Here is an 18,181-nt window from a genome sequence, read left to right on the forward strand (position 1 = left end):
AACAGGATTATGAAAAAGATCAACATATATATAAGCTTACTGGCCATCCTTTTTCTGGCCGGATGTGACTATAACGAAGAGCATTTCAGCGGTTACGATAGCAATCTGGTGACAGATGTGGTGGCATATAGCGGCGAATACACCGGCGAATATCCCGACGAGGGCTATTTCACCGACCGCACATCATTAACGACAGCGGTAGACAAAATGCTGAAAGGCATCTATCTCTACAACGATAAGAACTCGACGGCTAAAGTATCTATCCTCTATGGAGAAACTACTCCCGGCTTCTCTCTGCCTAAAGAGGATTACAGTCTGAAGGCTGAAGACTACGATTCGATGGGGAAAGGAGCCGGACAACCCGGTGAACACGACTACTTCGATGCCTCAATGGACATTAACGGCTACTTAATTGACTTTGTCGCCAAGAAATATGCCTCCTTAAAAGAAGGAGATATCGTGACCCTCTATTACCTCTTTAATGAGGCAGACGGCAAGAAAGAAACCCTTACTACAAGCTTTAAAAAAGAGGCGTACGGCTGGGACAAAACGGAACTAAACAGTTTTATTGCCAGTTATTACTACACGCTTATCGCCGACGACTACAAAGAGATGGGTAATGGCACGAATGAACCGGGAGAAAAGAATTATTTCACCTCAGCCATGAATATAGATGGCTACCTGGGTTCCTTCCTGCGTATGCAGTATCCGTATGCAATTGCGGAAAAAACGGCAGTCGTTGTCTATAATTATTTAGAGAAAGGTGCGGTAATTACCAAAACATCTGTGTATGAATTCGACGGCACGAACTGGAACAGTTACGACCCATACGCTCCGATTATGACGGTTACAACCAAGATTGCCGATATGAAATACGACGGTTCCAATTGGAGTCTGAATCTGTTGATCGGTGGTAGTGTAGAGGTAACCATTAAAAAAGATGAACTGCTCTACTTGGTTGAGTGGGTAAAGAACAACAAATATGCTTATTGGGTTGACGATCTGAATGAATTCTATTACGGATCTGCCGCTAAATGGGGTGAGGTTAACAACAACTATACGAACTGGAAGGCAAACGACCCGAACAATGAGTATGCCTCCTTGTCGGACGATCAGCTTCAGGCTCTGATGGATAAGAGAATATCCGAAGGTTTTGCCTCTCATGTATTGCCGGCTCTTTATTCCGATCCTAACCCGGAATTGAGCTATGATGTTTCCTATAATGTGTACAGAGGCAACAGAGCCGGATGGAATATCGTTTCATTTATGTACGATAAAGACAAGAAGGTATTCTACGAAATCGCGGCACCTGCCAAGAGAAGATAGGCTTGTAAGCCATACGATAAACCCAAAAAGGGAGAAAACTTGTTCAGTTTTCTCCCTTTTTGGGTTTCTATTGGGTCACCCTCAGGCGAAAAGAATACGGAAACGAGTCAACCCATCGGGATAGGTACGTAGGGAGAAGGAGCAATTCAATTTTTGCAAAATCTCGCGGATAACAGTCAGGCCGATGCCCTGCCCATGCGGTTTGGTGGAGAAAAACGGGGTAAACAGTTTCGCTTCCGTCTCTTTATCAATTCCTTTTCCATTATCGATCACCTCCAGGCTGACCGGAGAAGAGGTGGTTCGTATCTCGATCATTCCGTCCGCTTCGATCGATTCCGCCGCATTTTTGATGATATTCAATAACACCTGATCGAACAGAGTTTTATCTAAAAAGACCATCGGGCAACCCTCCGCCAAGCTCATCCGGATATCGATGTTGGTATTGCGGCAGATCGTCTCCATAAAACGCTTGCTACTCATCACCACCTCGTTCAGATCATACGACTGGCATTGCGGCTCAGGTATGCGAACGACATCCGCAAAATTGGTAATGAAGTCGCTCATCCGGTAGCAACGTTCGATCGAAACGCGCAACACCTCGTTTACATCTTCCATATCTTTCATCTCACGAAACGTACTGGCGAGCGTATCCAATGTAGAGGTAATGCCGGCTGTGGTATTGTTCACCTCGTGCGCAATCATGCGGATCACCTTTTCATACGCCTTCTTTTCCGCCTTAAACACCTCCTGGGTCAGCGGCTCTATCAAATAGAAAGAGCGATGAAATCCCCGGTCTATAAAAGAAGAATGAGTACACCTGTAAATATTGGCATCATTCAATCGGATGGTTTCCGCCCCGTACAGGGGTAGTTCCATCAGTTCCGCCGCCAGCGGAGAGTCCAGATCCGTCAGGCTTTTCCCTATGAGTGTCTCCTCCTGTTGGCTATGCAATATAACCCCAGCCGCCGGATTGAGCGATTGTATCTTTCCATCCAGATCGAAGATAACAACCCCTAAAGGCGAGGCATTGATCAGGAGATCCAGAAAATGGTTCTGTTCGCGAAGGTGCAACCGCTCGTTCTTGAGTTGCTCCATCATTTTATTGAATACCTCCACCACCCTGTCGGCTTCGGTCTGCCCCACGAGGCTAAGCCGCGAACTGAAGTCTTGCTCGCGCAACAAGTCCATTCCGTTTCCGATGATGTGTAAAGGTTTGATGATTCGCCGATAGAAAACGATCAGATAAACGACGGTTAACAAGATAGCCCCCTCTACCACAAAGAAGAGCCAGCGGGTGGAGGAGTAAAAAGAGAAATAGGCTAATACGCCCAACACCGCCAATAGTAGCCCGGTCAATATCCAGAATAGTCCTTTTATCCTCATTTATTTTAGTATTGTTAGAGCTTGTCGGTCGACAGGCCATATTTCTCCATGCGTCGGTATAAGGCAGCCCGGCTGATACCCAAGGCAGAGGCTACATGCGAGAGATTCCCTTTGTAATCGTCTAATGCCTGGAGAATGGTCTGTTTCTCTATTTCGTCCAGGGTCATGCCGCTTAAGGTATTGGCTGCCGACTTTGCCTTCTCGCCACCGGCACCCTGCTGCGCCTTTAAATCGCTTGCCTGCAACAGCGTCTTTCCCGAAACAAGTATCGTACGCTCGACCAGGTTCTTTAGTTCACGGATATTGCCCGGATAGGGCTGTTGTTGCAGCCACGACAAGGCTTCCGCAGAGAATTCCACCGGCGGAAGACCGTTCAGGGCGGCTTGCTGACCGGCAAAATAGCGAGCCAACAGCGGAATATCCTCCTTCCGCTCGCGAAGAGGCGGAAGATGAATCGTAATCAGATTGATCCGATAGAAGAGATCTTCGCGGAAGCTACGCGCGGAGACCATCTCACGCAAGTCCCGGTTTGTCGCGCTCACCACCCGTATATCAACCTTCCGTGGCCGGCTGTCGCCCAACACTTCGAAGGTCTGATCCTGCAATACCCGGAGCAGCTTCACCTGACTCGACAGCTCCAGATCGCCGATCTCATCCAAAAAGATCGTGCCCTTATCCGCCATTTCAAAGCGTCCTTTCCGATCCATATAGGCATCGGTAAAGGCTCCTTTCTTATGACCGAACATTTCGCTTTCGAACAGGCTATGGGAAAGTCCTCCCAGGTTGACCTTCACAAAAGGATTCTCTTTGCGGAGGCTATGGGTATGGATCGCTTCGGCAATCAATTCTTTGCCCGTACCGCTTTCCCCGGTAATCAGAACCGACGCATTGGTTGGGGCAATCCGGGAGACAGTGCCCAATATATCCTGCAACACCGGGCTCTTTCCGATAATCTTCTCAAAAGAAATCGACGCCTCGTTTTCCATCTCTTCGGAAGAGACAGCCCGGGCATTTTTCTGCGCACTCAATTCCAATGCCGTACGAATGGTGTTGAGAAGCACCAGGTTGTTCCATGGCTTGGCAATAAAATCAAAGGCACCCGCCCGCATGCCCTGCACGGCCAGCGTGATCGAGCCCCAGGCCGTCATCAGAATAACGGGCACATCCGGATGGAATATCTTGATTTGTCGCAACAGTTGAATCCCCTCTTCCCCTGTGGTGGTCAGCGTGAAATTCATATCCAAAAGAATGAGATCCGGCCTACACGCACGAATCGCATCCAACGCCTCCTGCGGATCCGAAACCGCTTCCGGTTGATAACCGGCACGTTTCAATAAAAAAGTCAGCGAGGAGCGGACTACTGTATCGTCGTCAACAATTAGTATCATAGATTGAAATAAGTGATTCAAAGATAGAGAATTCTTTCTACCCGACGGTATTAGTGCAAAATAATCTCTTCAAAGTCAGCATCCAGCGACCTGTCGTTCAGAAAGTCATACAACGTAACGCTCCGGAGATTATAGTAATAACTCCAATAGGCATAGAGCTCCTGAATATGATTCAACCGCGCATTGTCTTTGGAATTTTGCGCGTCGTTCAGGTCCAGGATATTGATCTGCCCGATCAGAAAAGTCTCGATCGATGTGTTGTAACGCTTTTCCGCCAGGACATCCACCTGGGCAGCAATCTCCAACTGGGTCGCCTGATTATTGAAGTTTTCTACTAACAGGTATATATCCTGATTGAAATTCATTTGTTGTTGGCGTGTGCGCGACAGGACGACCTCCCGGTTCGACTCGGCCACTTTCACCTTCCCTTTGCGTTTTCCCCAATCCAATAGCGGGACAGAGACACCCACCTCTAAGATCTGGTTGTCGGTAAGCCCCCGATAGGCGTCGGCCATCATCTTGTCTTTCCCGGTATATCCGATAGAGGCAAACAGACTGATATTTCGCTGGTTGCCTTTCGCCGCCGCCACGGCATAATCCGCCTCTAAGTGTTGCCGCAGAATCCTTTTCGCCAATTTATTGTTCTCCTGCGCCTTTTCCAATACCTTTTGATACTCTATATGTACGGCAGGAGCCGTCTCGGGTAACAGAGGTTCTATCATCTCCTGTTCGCTCAACCCCAGAAAAGCGCGCAACTGAAACATCGCCGCGTTCCATGCCGACTGTGCGTCGGTACGGTTGGCTTTTGCCTGGAGCGCAGCCTGTTGCAATCGCATAAGCTCCGTTTCCGAAATATGGCCGATCTCACGGCGAGCAACAGCAATATCATACAGCTTATCGGCATTCTCCAGGTTTTGCTGTGCATTGCGCAGGCTTTCGCGCGCCCGCAACAGGGTGAAGAAATAGTCAATCGTATAAAGCGTGACCATCTCGACGCTTTCGATATAAGCGGCTTTGGCCTCCTGGTAGCGCACCGGCTCGATTTTTCGTTTCCACTTCTGGTTGTTCACCCCAAAGAGTGGCTGTTTCAAGGTCAGCCCGACCGGAACACTCATATACTCATTGTAGGCACCTCCCCCCAGTTGCCGGGTGAAGTCTAAGGAGGAATTCAGGGAGATCTGCCCTCCGGTCAGCGCAATATTCTGCGTCACAGAGAGTTCGCCAAACAAGCCCATGGAATTGTCGCGCACAAAGGTGTACGATCCGTCCGGTTGTTGGTATTTATTGAATCGCTGGTAATAACTGGGTAAACTACCCGTGAAGGTAACTTCCGGCAACTGATCAGCCTTATGCGTGCGGTATTCCCAGTAGGCTGTTTTCAATTCATTTAGCGCCACGGCCGCATCGACCGACTGCATCTGAGCCAACAGAATGGCATCCTGCAAAGTCAACTGCACCCGTTTTTCCGCTTCTTGCGCCACGAGCAAACAGCTCCAAAGCAGCAAATTCGCTATTATACCTGTTTTCTTCATTTCCTCTGTCGTTTTCCCGGCTATGGGCAAAACCTATGCCAAAAGACTAATGCATTGATAATGCAACATATAGCACTTTTTCAATTGTCCGATAATGAACACTTTGTCCGCTTTCAGAAGGCCTTAAAAGAATGAAAGAACAGAAAGGGAAGGGATGATGCCGGATAGTTTCAATCGCATTTTCATTGTTTAACGAATGTTAAAACAGCCGTTTTCGGAGAAGGCCTCAACTTACGATTTGTAATTTCGGCGGGACTTTGCGCGCAAAAAGGCGGGACTTTGGAGACAAACTCCCGGGAGAAACACTTTTTAACGTATGGATTTGTAAGTAAAACGACCTTTTTACTTACAATCGACATTTTAACATTTGGGATCGTGGGGTTTTTAGATAACATGAACACAATACTTCAGAGAAACAACAAAACCGGATTTTCCCTAAGAGTTTCAAAAGCTATATAAAAACGAAACGCCCAGACTTATCACAAGTCCGGACGTTTAACTTTTTCCTTTTTATTATGAAAAAACTATTACTCGGTACAAAGGTAGTAATTATTCTGTAAAATGAAATAGTGATGTTAGTTTTTTTAGGAAAAAGATGTTGCTCCTTTCCAAAAGAAGTACTATTATTGTGGGCATAATCAAAAAGATTGTTTATGAAACGTTTACTTTTTATTAGTTTAGCAGCTTGGATCAGCGTCTCTTCTTCCATAGCTCAGATAGTGACAGAACCTCAATATCTACTCTCCTCTTTTCAACCCGGGTTGGTGTATTATAAAAGTGGACAGGTATTTAACGTAAAGATGAATTTCAGCTTAGTCACCAATAAGTTTGTCTTTATTGATGCCTCCGATCACGACATAATAAAAGAGTTTGCCGAACCCGATAATGTCGCCACTGTGAAGGTGAATGGTCGCACCTTTGTTATCGATAATAACGGCGGCGGAGATGAGATTTTAAAAGGTGAAAACCCGCGCATCCTGGTGCGATACAAGGGAAAATTGCACGACCGCGGACAGAAATCGGCCTATGGTGGACGCTCACAGACCTCTTCCATCGAATCGATGTCTTCTTTCCAGCAGGGAGGCGCAATCTATCACTTGGAAGGCGACGACCGTTGGGTGATTCAAGGGATAGAGAAACGATACAAGGTGGAGAAAGACAAAAAAATGAAAGAATTCATAAATGAAAAGCAGTTCCTCAAAATATTCCCCAAACAAAAGGCGAAAATACAGGAATATATCCAAACCAATCAAGTCGACTTCGACAACGTAGATCAGGTTATTACGCTTTGCTTATTCGCTGACGGCCTGGAATAAGAGATCCTATTTTCCTCTTTTATCAGAGGACAAAAAAAAGAAAGACAAGCAACTTCTCAACTAAAGAGGAGTTGCTTTTGTTTTATAGTCGAATGCGTGTCAAAGACCGAAAGAACAAAAAGAGAAATATATTATATATCATTTATGGAATGGATCATTAAAACATTACAGGACTCGCCGGAACTGGCCATCTTCCTGACACTGGCCGTTGGTTTTGCTATCGGCATGATCAAGGTGAAGGGATTCGGATTGGGTGCCGTCACCAGCGTCTTATTGGTGGGTGTGTTAGTGGGGCAATTGGATATCACCATTTCCCCCGTCGTAAAATCAACCTTCTTTTTGCTCTTCCTCTTTGCGGTGGGGTATAGTGTAGGCCCTCAGTTCGTGCAAGGTCTGCGCAAAGAAGGACTGCCTCAGATTGCTTTTGCGGCGCTTGTCTGTGTAGCCTGTCTGGTGGTAGCCTGGGTAGCGGCTTTGATTGCAGGATTCGACGTGGGTAATGCCGCCGGTTTATTAGCCGGAGGAAGCACCATCTCCGCAGTGATCGGCGTGGCGACAGACACGATCAACCAACTGGCTATCGGTGCCGAACAGAAACAAACCTATATCAACCAGATCCCGGTGGCCTATGCGGTGACCTATATCTTCGGAACAGCCGGAACAGCCTGGTTCCTGGCATCGGTAGGTCCTAAACTATTAGGTAAAAATGTCGTACAACAAACCAAAGAATACGAAGCCTCTTTAGGGGGATCGATCAGTGAAACGGATGAAAGCATGGAATATGCTTATGACGGTACGACCTTCCGGGTGATCAAAGCCACCAGTGACTTCTTTCAACAGGAACGCACGGTCGGTGAGGTCGAGAAGATGTTATTGAAAAAAGGCTGGCCTGTCTATATCGAGCGTATACGCCCGGCAGACGGTGGAGAAGTTATCCAGGAGCCGCAGGCAGACACCAAAATAAACAAAGGAGATAACCTGGTATTAAACGGTCCGTTGGATACATTATTAGAAGATGAAGAGAGTATTGGTGTAGAGGTTGCCGATGTGGAACTGCTTGATTTCCGGGCAGAGGCATTGCGGGTGATGGTTGCCTCCAAAGAGGCGGTCGGCATGAGCCTGTTGCGCCTCAAAACAACGAAAGAACGCCATGGCGTTATTATCCGAAAGATTCACCGCGGCAAAGCCAATCTTCCGCTGTTGAAGAATGTGAAGTTAGAACGTGGTGATATCGTAGAAATAGAAGGTCGCAAAGCCGATGTAGATCGTTTTGCCTCTTACCTGGGCTATGCCGAACGCGCCACGAATGTAACGGATATCCTCTACGTTGCCTTAGGCATTTTCCTGGGAGGACTATTGGGTTCCTTAGTGGTGAAGGTAGGCAATGTACCATTGAGCCTGAGCGCCAGCGGGGGTGTATTGATTATGGGGATCCTTTTCGGATGGCTTCGCTCGCGACGCCCGACGTTCGGAGCGGTTCCCGAACCGGCCATCTGGCTGATGAACAACCTGGGCTTGAATGTCTTTATCGCTATTGTAGGTATTAATGCAGGACCCGACTTTATTGAAGGGTTAAAGGCCTCCGGCGTCAGCTTGTTTATTGCCGGTGTATTTGTCAGCATCGTGCCTATGTTTATCGGGCTTATGCTCGGACGTTACGTCTTCAAATTCCATCCGGCCATTACCCTGGGGGCTTGCGCCGGAGCCAGAACGACAACCGCCGCCCTCGGCGCCCTGGAAGAATCGTTGCATAGCCGTGTACCTGCCCTCTCCTACACAACCACCTATGCCATTGGCAATACCCTGTTGATTATCTGGGGGGTGGTTATTGTGTTATTGATGGGATAGGGAAGAGAATGATGAATGATGAATGATGAATTGAAAACAGCTATCTAAGCTCCCCTCCTGCCCGAGGAGGGGGTGGACCGTTGCTTGCAACGGTGGGGTGGTGGGAGAGTAAGGCGTAAAGCAATAAAGAATTAGTAATTAACAATTAATAATTAAAACCGTGAACATTGAAAAATTAAAGACCTCACGTCGTCGTGAGCAACAACTGGAACAACTGAGTCCTTTCGAACTGAAAGACAACCTGATGAAGCTGGCATCCGACCAGCAGAAAGCACCTGTACGCACTATGTTGAATGCAGGTCGTGGTAACCCAAACTGGACGGCTACCGTTCCACGCGAAGCCTTTTTCGCCTTGGGACAGTTTGCCATCGAAGAGTGTAAATTGCCGATGTATATCTCCAGCGGTCTGGCAGGTATTCCTCAAAAAGAGGGCATCGCCAAACGATTTGAAGCATTTATCAAAAAGAACCAAGGCAATGCCGGTATCGCTCTATTGGATGGTCTCTATAAATATGGTATAGAGAAACATGGATTTGATCCCGAAGCATGGGTATTTGAACTGGCCGAAGGAGTAATCGGCGACCAATATCCCAGCCCGGTCAGAATGCTGAAGCATACGGAAGTAATCGTACACGACTACCTGATTCAGGAGATGTGTGGCAACGACCCGATGCGCAGTGGCCGCTATGATATCTTTGCCACAGAGGGCGGAACGGCTGCCATGTGTTATGTATTTGACTCCCTGATCGAGAACCGCCTGTTACACAAAGGCGACAAGATTGCGATAGGCATACCTGCCTTTACGCCTTACCTGGAGATTCCCCAGCTCGAACGTTACCAATTTAAGGTAACCTACATCCGCGGATCGGCCAAAGACGAAGAGGGTGACTCTACCTTCCAGTATCCCGAGTCGGAACTCGACAAACTGGGCGATAAGTCGATCAAAGCCTTCTTTATCATCAACCCGAGCAACCCCACATCGGTAGAGGTTAGCGACAAGAGCCGAAAATACTTAGTGAAGGTGGTTAAAAACCTGAACCCGAACCTGATGATCCTCACGGATGATGTGTACGGAACGTTTGTGCCCGGCTTTAATTCGTTGATGAATGAACTGCCGCGCAATACGCTCTGTGTCTATTCTTTCTCCAAATATTTCGGAGCCACCGGCTGGCGCCTGGGAGTGATTGCCCTGTATGAAGACAATATTTACGACGATATGCTTTCGGCTATTCCCGAAAAAGAGAAAAAACACCTGGCGAAACTGTACGAAAGCCTGACACTCTATCCCGAAAAGCTGAAATTCATCGACCGCTTAGTGGCCGACAGCCGACAAGTTGCCCTCAACCATACCGCCGGTCTCTCCTTGCCGCAACAAATGCAGATGTTGCTTTTTGCCGCCTTTGCGTTGCTCGACAAAGAGAACAACTATAAAACAGACTGTAACAAATTGGTGCATCACCGATACGACCTGTTGTGGGAAGGCTTGAACATCGAGGTGAAGCCCGACCCGAACCGCGCCGGATATTATAGTGAGATCGATATCGAAGAGTGGGCCATGAAGAACTATGGGAAAGACTTTGTCGCTTTCCTGCAGAAAAACTTCGAACCGGTAGATATCGTATTCCGTCTGGCTGAAAAGTCGTCGATCGTGCTGTTGAACGGTGGTGGATTCGCCGGTCCGGAATGGTCGGTGCGGGTCTCCTTAGCCAACCTGAACGATGAAGATTACAGTGTGATCGGGAAAGAACTGGCAGAGACAATGCAAGACTATGTGGATGCCTGGAAGAGTACGCTTTAAATTTTAAAGACTTCAAAGTCCTTAAGACCCTTAAGGACTTTGAAAAAACATATAAAACAGTAAATGAACAGTCTAAATAAAAAGAATATGAAAACAATAAACATAAAAAATGCAGCCATCTTATGTATGCTGGCGCTGATTATGAGTTTTTCAGCCTATGCGGCAGAGAAACCGACCGTTTACATCCTGGCCACAGGTGGTACCATCGCCGGACAGGGAGAATCGAGTGTAACGGCAGGATATAAAGCAGGTGTGATTACGGTCGACCAACTACTCGGCGCCGTTCCCGGCTTGAGTGATATCGCAACAATAAAAGCAGAGCAGGTAGCCAATATCGGTAGCCAGGACATGAACGACCAGGTGTGGCTGACATTAGCCAAACGGGCAAACGAACTATTGAAGCGCGACGATGTGGATGCGATCGTGATTACCCACGGAACCGACACACAGGAAGAGACAGCCTATTTCCTCAACCTGACCATCAACAGCCCGAAACCGGTGATTCTGGTAGGCTCAATGCGTCCTTCGACAGCGATCGGCGCCGATGGCCCGCGCAATATTTATACGGCGGTGGCCTGTGCTATCGATCCGCAATCCAGAGATCGCGGTGTGATGGTGGTGATGGACGATAAGATCTTGGGCGCTGACGACCTGAGTAAGACCAACACCCTCTATGTGGAAACGTTCCAGAACCCGAACTACGGGCCTTTAGGCATTGTGTATAATGGTAAGCCTATCTACAGCCGGCAGTCGGTGAAACGTCATACCAGTCATTCGGAATTCGACGTAACCAACCTCACCACCCTGCCGAGAGTAGAGATTATCCTGAGCTATTCCAATGCGAGCAAACTGTTTGTTGACGCAGCCGTCTATGCCGGAGCGAAAGGAATTGTTGTCGCAGGTGTGGGTAATGGTAATATGACCACCGAGATCATGACCGCCCTGGCGAAAGCCGTCAAAGAAAAAGGGGTAGCTGTGGTAAGGTCTTCACGCATTATGACGGGACCGACGGCACAGTGGGACGAGGTCGACGACGATGCCAATGGTTTTGCTGCCTCCTGGTTTATCAATCCCTACCGGGCACGCGTACTGTTGATGCTTGCCTTGACCAAAACGAACGACTACCAGGAGATACAACGTATGTTCTCGGAATATTAATCCTCAAAACAAAACAACATGAAAAAATTATATTTTTTGCTGGGTACTTTGATATTCAGCTTAGGAAGTTACGCCCAACATCGGGATAGCGAAACAGTCTTAGAGCGCTTGATCTGGGACGACAAGATGCTGAATATCATGGTAGACACCCGTGTAGACTACCAAATGGATTTCAATAAAAGTGATTTGGAGAATGCCTTTTTCCATGGGCAAACCCTGAAGATCTGGGTAGCCGGTGAGATTATCCCGGGCATTCGTTACCGGGTGCGCCATCGGTTGAACAAACCGCAAACGCCGCTACGCGAAGGGTATTCGGGAGCGACCGACCACGCCTGGCTGGCTTTCGACGCGGGAAGTCGCTGGACATTCACCGTAGGAAAGCAATCGGTGCAATTGGGGACATTCGAATACGACTACAACCCCGCGGATATCTATGTTCCGACTATGATCTACAACGACTTCGACGGGTATAAATTGGGACTGGATGTAGCCTATAAATTCGCGAATCAAGCCCTGCACCTGCAGTTTGCCAACTCAGATACGCCTCAGTTTGCTTCCGAAGCATACAAAAACAAATCGCTGGCCATCAGCACCCTGTGGGAAGGGAATCTCTTCCAGGGCGCCTTGAAAACACGCTGGGGATACAGTGCTTTCCAGCATGAGAAGAGCAAGTTCTATCACTGGTTGACGCTCGGTACGCAACTGAATGTGGGCAAATTCACAACAGAGCTTGACTATTATCGTGGAAACCGTCATATGGATTATGGGGCAGATGTAAACAATGCGGAACTGGGTGTGCGCTATGTAGCCGACCAATCGGCTTCGCTCAACCTAAAATATGACTTCGGCAAATGGAAACCTTTTCTGAAAGGGACCTGGAACCTGCGTCACGACAAAGAATCCGACAAGGATGCGTACGAAAGCTGGGGCGTGCAGGCGGTGATGGAGTTTTATCCGTTCACCAATAAGTATGTGAAGGATCTGCGTTTCCACGCTATGTATGCCTATTCGTCCACCGAATTCGAAGAAGACTTCGCCCTATTGCCTACCAAACATAGCCATTCGCTCTTGTTAGGTACGCGTTGGTTATTCAAAGCGAAATAAAATAGAGCTACCGATACCCCCTTTTTTTCAGGTCGCCCCAACTTACGATTTGTAATTTCCGCGGGACTTTGCGCGCAAAAAGGCAGGACTTTTTTGACAAACTCCCGGGAGAAACATTTTTTAACGTACGAGATTGTAAGCAAAAGTCCTTTTTTGCTTACAATCGCTTTTTTGAGACAATCTGAAAAAGGGGGGCTAATTAGATAAAATCGGAAGATTTTACGGTCAAAATTTCTCCTCCTTAGCAAAGGAGGAGTACCCGAACGAAGAGAGGGGGAGGTGGTTTGATCTATTTATACATAAACTCCTAAGCAGAAAGAGCAAGAACTCAAACAAACCGTAAAACCACACATCAAACCTGCTCAACCCACACCAAAGGCAGGAAGAGGGATATAGCAAATGTAATTGAGTGTTATTTCTCAATTATTTGCTAACTTTACAACCAACAAGCAATTTATACAATTTATAAGTGATTATTTCTGCGCATTGTGCATTTTGAGAGTTATTGGCAAGTAGTGAAAGTACATGAAATTGAAACGTTGTTGCAAATATAGAATAGTATGAATAAAAAGAAAAAAATCATTGTCTGGTCTATTGCCATATTTCTACTAATCAACATTATTATTTTTTCTATAATACCATTTAATATAATGGGAAATATGACCGGAAAACATGTTGATTTCAAAAAAACATGGACACCAGAAGAATTTGGACTTGACGCAAAACATTTTTTCACAACAACAGAAGATGGACTTAATATTTCAACTTATGAAGTTGCTGTTGATACCCCCAAAGTCGTTATTATTTGTTTATCAGGCATTCAAAGCCCTTCTGTAACAGCATATTTTGGTCATGCAAAGCTATTTAAGGAACAAGGCTATTCTACTATACTTATTGATATGCGGGCTCATGGCAAAAGTGACGGAGATAAAATTTGCTTAGGCTATAAAGAACATCTTGATGTTAAAGCAGTGGTGCAATATATACAAGAACAACCTTTATACACAAATGTTCCTATTGTTGTAATGGGTTTTTCAATGGGTGCAGCAACAGCAATAAATTCGATTGGTAAAATTCAGGAAATTGATGGACTTATAAGTTTATCTGCATTCTCTTCTTGGGAAGAGGTTTTTTATGAAAATATGCAAAAATCCGCACCAGCTATTATATCGAAGATAGAATACCCTTTTGTCTATTTAACAACTCTCTTAAAATATGGAACAAGCTCACTCATAAAACCAAAGAATGAAATTAAAAAATTGGGGAGTCGTCCAGCTTTGTTGATGCATAGCAAAGAGGACTCACAAGTATCTTATGCAAACTATGAAAGACTGTTGAAATATGCACCTGATAATGTTGAGGAATTTGTAAGAGAGGGAAATACACATAGCATAACAGAATATTTTACAGAGCCTGAAAAGGATGAAGAATATTCTGATAAATTACTCCATTTTATTAAGAAATATTTTGTTGAAAACAGGTAAAAGCTGGTAACTGAAGGTGTCAGGCTTGTAGAAGTGCAGTTTGGAGCTTTATCTCTCCTGCGTAAGCATTCGCCTAATATCTATCTGCTGTGAAAATAAATAATCGAATCCACAAAGAAATTACTCACCTTTACACCCAGGTTATTTAGTACCTGAACTTCCTGAAATTCATTTAACAGATGAAATAAATTGAAGAAGCTACTGATTATAACCACAAACTTCTTTTTAGTGACAAAAATGAAGCAAATTATTAAAATAAACGATACATTTGCAACTGAAAATCAAGATTTGCTCACAAGATAACATAAAATAGCATGAATTACTGGCAAAAAGACATCGAGACCATGGGTCGCGATAGCCTGGAAAAGTTGCAAGTGGAACGTTTGAAAAAGACCATAGCCCAAGCAGCCAATTCCCCATTCTACCAAAAGCGGTTTGCGGAGAAAGGCATAACCCCTGATTCGATCCAGTCATTGGACGACCTGAAGAAACTACCTTTCACCACCAAAGACGACCTGCGCAACAATTACCCCTTCGGCCTGGCGGCTATCCCCCTGAAGGAATGTGTACGCTTGCATTCATCCAGCGGAACGACCGGCAACCCGACCGTGGTGCTTCATTCCGCCAAAGACCTGGAGGAGTGGGCTAATCAGGTGGCTCGTTGTATGTATATGGTGGGCTTGCGCGATACGGATGTGTTCCAGAACACCTCGGGTTATGGTATGTTTACCGGAGGATTGGGCTTCCAGTATGGCGCCGAGAAATTGGGAGCGCTGACCGTTCCTGCCGCGGCCGGGAACTCCAAACGCCAGATAAAATTCATCAAAGATTTCGGAACGACCTGCTTGCATATCATCCCCAGCTACGCCTCGCGCCTGGCAGAGATCATGTATGAAGAGGGAATCGATCCCAAACGCGATACCCAACTGAAAACCATCTGCATCGGTGCGGAGCCACATTCGGAAGAACAACGGTTGCGCATCGAACAGCTATTGGGCGTCAAGGCATACAACTGCTTCGGTATGTCAGAAATGAACGGACCGGGCGTTGCTTTTGAATGCCAGGAACAGAAAGGTCTGCATATATGGGAAGACTACGTGATTGTAGAACTGGTGAATCCCGATACCCTGGAACCCGTTGCGGAAGGTGAGACCGGCGAATTGGTATTGACAACAATCAACCGGGAAGCCATGCCGCTTATCCGTTACCGCACGCGCGACCTTACCTCGCTGATCCCGGGCGCTTGTGCCTGCGGACGGACCCACAAACGCATCACCCGCTTCAAAGGACGTAGCGATGATATGATCATTCTCAAAGGGGTGAACCTCTTCCCGATCCAGATCGAAACGATCCTGATGCAATTCCCTGAGTTAGGAGGTAATTATCTGATCACATTAGAAACAATCAAAAACAGTGACGAGATGCTTATCGAAGTGGAACTGAGCGACCTCTTCACCGATGATTATAGTGTATTGCAACGTCTGACCAAGACGATCACCCGTCAATTGAAAGACGAACTACTTCTCACACCACGTCTGAAGCTGGTTGCCAAAGGCTCTCTCCCTGTACAGGAAGGCAAAGCGGTACGAGTGAAAGACCTACGGAAGTTAAACTAAACAACAATTATGAATTATGAATTATGAATTATGAGAAAGAACTCAGGAATTCATAATTCATAATTCATAATTCATAATTCATAATCAACATGACAGTCCATCAGATCTCCATCTTCTTAGAAAACAAATACGGGAAACTAACAGAGGCGCTTGCCCTGTTGGGAAAGGACAATATCCGTATTATTGCCTCCACGATTGCCGACACAACGGAGTATGGCATCATGCGTATGATCGTGAGTGATCCGCAAAAGGCCTACACGATCTTCAAAGAAAACAACGTATCGGCCAACCTGACAGATGTATTGGCTATTGCGACCGATTCACACGCGGGCAGCTTTGCCGAAACGATTTGCCACTTCACCCAGGCGGGATTGAGCATCGAATATATGTATAGCTTCTCGGTGAAAGAGCAGGCGATACTGGTGTTGCGCACCAACAACCGGGAGACGGCACGTGAAGTGATCCGCCGGCAGAACCTCGGTTATATCTGTGAAAGCGATTTGATTAACCTTTAACACAAGTAAAATATGTTTGGCATAAATGATCCGGGCATTTGGATCGCCTACCTGATGGCGATCGGTTGCGTGGTGTTTTCCGTTTGGTTCGGAATAACCCATTGGAATAAAGAGAGTGATGAGAATGATAACCCTGAAGAACCGGAAGTATGAGTAATTTAGTATTAGGCATTATTGTCATCATTTATATGTTCCTGATCGCCTTGTTTGGCTATATCGGGTATAAACGCACCAAAGACGCGAGCGACTTCCTGTTGGGAGGCCGCAAAACCAATCCGATCATTATGGCTTTGTCCTACGGGGCCACCTTTATCTCCGCTTCCGCTATTGTCGGGTTCGGGGGCTATTCGGCCACCTTCGGGATGGGTATACAATGGTTATGTATGCTGAACATGCTGATGGGGGTGATTGTCGCCTTCATCTTCTTCGGACGTCGCACCCGGAAACTGGGCGCGAAGCATGGCGCCCGCACCTTTGCGCAGTTATTGGGATTGCATTATAAGTCGCGCACCATACAGGTATTTATCGCGGCGATCATCTTTATCGGTATGCCATTGTATGCCGCCGTGGTGATGAAAGGGGGCGCTGTCTTTATCGAACAGATCTTTCAGATCGATTTGGATCTGGCATTGCTTATATTCACCTTGATTGTAGCCGCATACGTGATTACCGGCGGCTTAAAGGGAGTGATGTACACCGATGCGATGCAGGCATTGATTATGTTTTCCTGCATGGCCTTTATGCTCTTATGGTTCTACCACACATTGGATATGGGCTTCACCGAAGCCAACCGCGAACTGACCGCCCTGGCGCCTCATGTGCCGGAGCGCTTCAAGGCGTTGGGACATCAGGGATGGACCGCCATGCCGATGGCGGGATCTCCGCAATGGTACACCTTGGTTAGCTCATTGATCCTGGGGGTTGGTATCGGATGCCTGGCGCAGCCGCAATTGGTGGTTCGCTTTATGACGGTAGAAAGCACCAAGCAATTGAACCGCGGCGTGATGATCGGCTGCCTGTTTATCTTCTTTGTCGTAGGCGTTATCTATCATATCGGGCCTCTTTCCAACCTTTATTTCTGGGAACACGACGGCAAGGTGGCGGCAGATATGGTGAACGATATGGATAAGATCATCCCGTTGTTTATCGACCGAGCCATGCCCGACTGGTTTGGGGCGGTCTTTATGCTCTGCATCCTGTCGGCAAGTATGTCAACCCTAAGCGCGCAATTCCATACGATGGGAGGTGCTTTTGGCGCCGATATATTCCCGAAACTGGGACGCCGCAAAGGAGAGAACTCCTCGATTGGCGTACGTACCGGTGTGCTTTTTGCTATCCTATTGAGTTATATCATCTGTTATGTGCTTAGCGCTAACATCATTGCCCGTGGGACAGCGCTCTTTATGGGTGTCTGCGCGGCTACCTTCCTGCCGGCCTACTTCTGCGCCCTTTATTGGAAAAAGGCTACCCGTCAGGGGGCTTTAGCCAGTTTAGGTGTCGGAGCGTTTGCCAGTATCTTCTGCATGGTCTTCCTGCATAAGGCGGAAGCTGCACCGATCGGCCTGTGCAACTGGCTGTTTGGCAAAGAGGTATTGATCGATGTCTACCCTTGGTTCGCCATCGACCCGATTGTCTTCGCCCTGCCTTTATCGGTTCTTACGATTATTATCGTCAGCCTCACAACGCAAAGAAAATGATGAATTATGAATTATG

Annotated in this window: 14 protein-coding genes; 11 read left to right on the forward strand and 3 right to left on the reverse strand. The window is 46.9% G+C overall.

The features are described from left to right. The first annotated feature begins 9 nt into the window (after positions 1-9). Positions 10-1,326 (forward strand): hypothetical protein, encoded by a 1,317-nt coding sequence (locus M2137_RS06330; protein WP_280765616.1) that lies wholly within the window; start codon positions 10-12, stop codon positions 1,324-1,326. Between the two features lie 81 nt (positions 1,327-1,407). Here M2137_RS06330 and M2137_RS06335 read toward each other — a convergent pair whose 3' ends face one another. Genes M2137_RS06335 through M2137_RS06345 form a run of 3 tightly spaced genes read right to left on the reverse strand, consistent with a single transcriptional unit; the run spans position 1,408 to position 5,629 of the window. Continuing rightward, on the reverse strand, positions 1,408-2,709 hold the full coding sequence (locus M2137_RS06335; RefSeq protein WP_280765617.1) for an ATP-binding protein: 1,302 nt from the start codon (positions 2,707-2,709) through the stop codon (positions 1,408-1,410). Positions 2,710-2,723: 14 nt separating this feature from the next. Next, positions 2,724-4,097 (reverse strand): sigma-54 dependent transcriptional regulator, encoded by a 1,374-nt coding sequence (locus M2137_RS06340; protein ID WP_280765618.1) that lies wholly within the window; start codon positions 4,095-4,097, stop codon positions 2,724-2,726. Positions 4,098-4,147: 50 nt separating this feature from the next. Beyond that, the gene (locus tag M2137_RS06345; RefSeq protein ID WP_280765619.1) at positions 4,148-5,629 is read right to left on the reverse strand and encodes a TolC family protein; all 1,482 of its coding nucleotides are present in this window, start codon (positions 5,627-5,629) and stop codon (positions 4,148-4,150) included. A 653-nt stretch (positions 5,630-6,282) separates the two neighbouring features. Here M2137_RS06345 and M2137_RS06350 point away from each other — a divergent pair. The 10 genes from M2137_RS06350 to M2137_RS06395 all read left to right on the forward strand — a co-directional run bounded on the left by M2137_RS06350 (position 6,283) and on the right by M2137_RS06395 (position 18,165). Beyond that, complete coding sequence (locus M2137_RS06350; RefSeq protein ID WP_280765620.1) at positions 6,283-6,945, forward strand: hypothetical protein; 663 nt, start codon at positions 6,283-6,285, stop codon at positions 6,943-6,945. A 144-nt stretch (positions 6,946-7,089) separates the two neighbouring features. After that, on the forward strand, positions 7,090-8,793 hold the full coding sequence (gene aspT, locus M2137_RS06355) for an aspartate-alanine antiporter (protein ID WP_280765621.1): 1,704 nt from the start codon (positions 7,090-7,092) through the stop codon (positions 8,791-8,793). Positions 8,794-8,953: 160 nt separating this feature from the next. Further along, a complete protein-coding gene (gene aspD / locus M2137_RS06360) occupies positions 8,954-10,591 on the forward strand; it encodes an aspartate 4-decarboxylase (RefSeq protein WP_280765622.1) in 1,638 nt (545 codons plus the stop codon). Positions 10,592-10,717: 126 nt separating this feature from the next. Further along, a complete protein-coding gene (locus tag M2137_RS06365; RefSeq protein ID WP_280765687.1) occupies positions 10,718-11,749 on the forward strand; it encodes a type II asparaginase in 1,032 nt (343 codons plus the stop codon). 18 nt (positions 11,750-11,767) lie between these two features. Further along, complete coding sequence (locus M2137_RS06370) at positions 11,768-12,853, forward strand: porin (protein ID WP_280765623.1); 1,086 nt, start codon at positions 11,768-11,770, stop codon at positions 12,851-12,853. Positions 12,854-13,413: 560 nt separating this feature from the next. Next, positions 13,414-14,337 carry an alpha/beta fold hydrolase gene (locus tag M2137_RS06375; RefSeq protein ID WP_280765624.1) on the forward strand — a complete coding sequence of 308 codons (924 nt, stop codon included), beginning with the start codon at positions 13,414-13,416 and terminating at the stop codon, positions 14,335-14,337. A 314-nt stretch (positions 14,338-14,651) separates the two neighbouring features. Further along, positions 14,652-15,953: a phenylacetate--CoA ligase gene (locus M2137_RS06380; protein ID WP_280765625.1), complete on the forward strand. Its 1,302-nt coding sequence runs from the start codon at positions 14,652-14,654 to the stop codon at positions 15,951-15,953. Positions 15,954-16,042: 89 nt separating this feature from the next. Next, a complete protein-coding gene (locus M2137_RS06385; RefSeq protein WP_280765626.1) occupies positions 16,043-16,468 on the forward strand; it encodes an acetolactate synthase in 426 nt (141 codons plus the stop codon). A 12-nt stretch (positions 16,469-16,480) separates the two neighbouring features. Next, positions 16,481-16,621 (forward strand): symporter small accessory protein, encoded by a 141-nt coding sequence (locus M2137_RS06390; RefSeq protein WP_280765627.1) that lies wholly within the window; start codon positions 16,481-16,483, stop codon positions 16,619-16,621. Next, on the forward strand, positions 16,618-18,165 hold the full coding sequence (locus tag M2137_RS06395; protein ID WP_280765628.1) for a sodium:solute symporter family protein: 1,548 nt from the start codon (positions 16,618-16,620) through the stop codon (positions 18,163-18,165). Before M2137_RS06390 ends, M2137_RS06395 begins: the two co-directional genes overlap by 4 nt. The last annotated feature ends 16 nt before the right edge of the window (positions 18,166-18,181 follow it).

This window comes from Parabacteroides sp. PFB2-10, from assembly GCF_029893085.1.
Taxonomy (GTDB): Bacteria; Bacteroidota; Bacteroidia; order Bacteroidales; family Tannerellaceae; genus QVMG01.

What these genes read in the sequence shown, in the direction of transcription:
- M2137_RS06350 (WP_280765620.1), top strand. Translation starts at nt 6,283, where the DNA reads ATGAAACGTTTACTTTTTATTAGTTTAGCAGCTTGGATCAGCGTCTCT.
- M2137_RS06370 (WP_280765623.1), top strand. Translation starts at nt 11,768, where the DNA reads ATGAAAAAATTATATTTTTTGCTGGGTACTTTGATATTCAGCTTAGGA.
- M2137_RS06380 (WP_280765625.1), top strand. Translation starts at nt 14,652, where the DNA reads ATGAATTACTGGCAAAAAGACATCGAGACCATGGGTCGCGATAGCCTG.
- M2137_RS06390 (WP_280765627.1), top strand. Translation starts at nt 16,481, where the DNA reads ATGTTTGGCATAAATGATCCGGGCATTTGGATCGCCTACCTGATGGCG.
- M2137_RS06375 (WP_280765624.1), top strand. Translation starts at nt 13,414, where the DNA reads ATGAATAAAAAGAAAAAAATCATTGTCTGGTCTATTGCCATATTTCTA.
- M2137_RS06365 (WP_280765687.1), top strand. Translation starts at nt 10,718, where the DNA reads ATGCTGGCGCTGATTATGAGTTTTTCAGCCTATGCGGCAGAGAAACCG.
- M2137_RS06330 (WP_280765616.1), top strand. Translation starts at nt 10, where the DNA reads ATGAAAAAGATCAACATATATATAAGCTTACTGGCCATCCTTTTTCTG.
- M2137_RS06345 (WP_280765619.1), bottom strand. Translation starts at nt 5,629, where the DNA reads ATGAAGAAAACAGGTATAATAGCGAATTTGCTGCTTTGGAGCTGTTTG.
- M2137_RS06385 (WP_280765626.1), top strand. Translation starts at nt 16,043, where the DNA reads ATGACAGTCCATCAGATCTCCATCTTCTTAGAAAACAAATACGGGAAA.
- aspT (WP_280765621.1), top strand. Translation starts at nt 7,090, where the DNA reads ATGGAATGGATCATTAAAACATTACAGGACTCGCCGGAACTGGCCATC.
- M2137_RS06395 (WP_280765628.1), top strand. Translation starts at nt 16,618, where the DNA reads ATGAGTAATTTAGTATTAGGCATTATTGTCATCATTTATATGTTCCTG.
- M2137_RS06340 (WP_280765618.1), bottom strand. Translation starts at nt 4,097, where the DNA reads ATGATACTAATTGTTGACGACGATACAGTAGTCCGCTCCTCGCTGACT.
- M2137_RS06335 (WP_280765617.1), bottom strand. Translation starts at nt 2,709, where the DNA reads ATGAGGATAAAAGGACTATTCTGGATATTGACCGGGCTACTATTGGCG.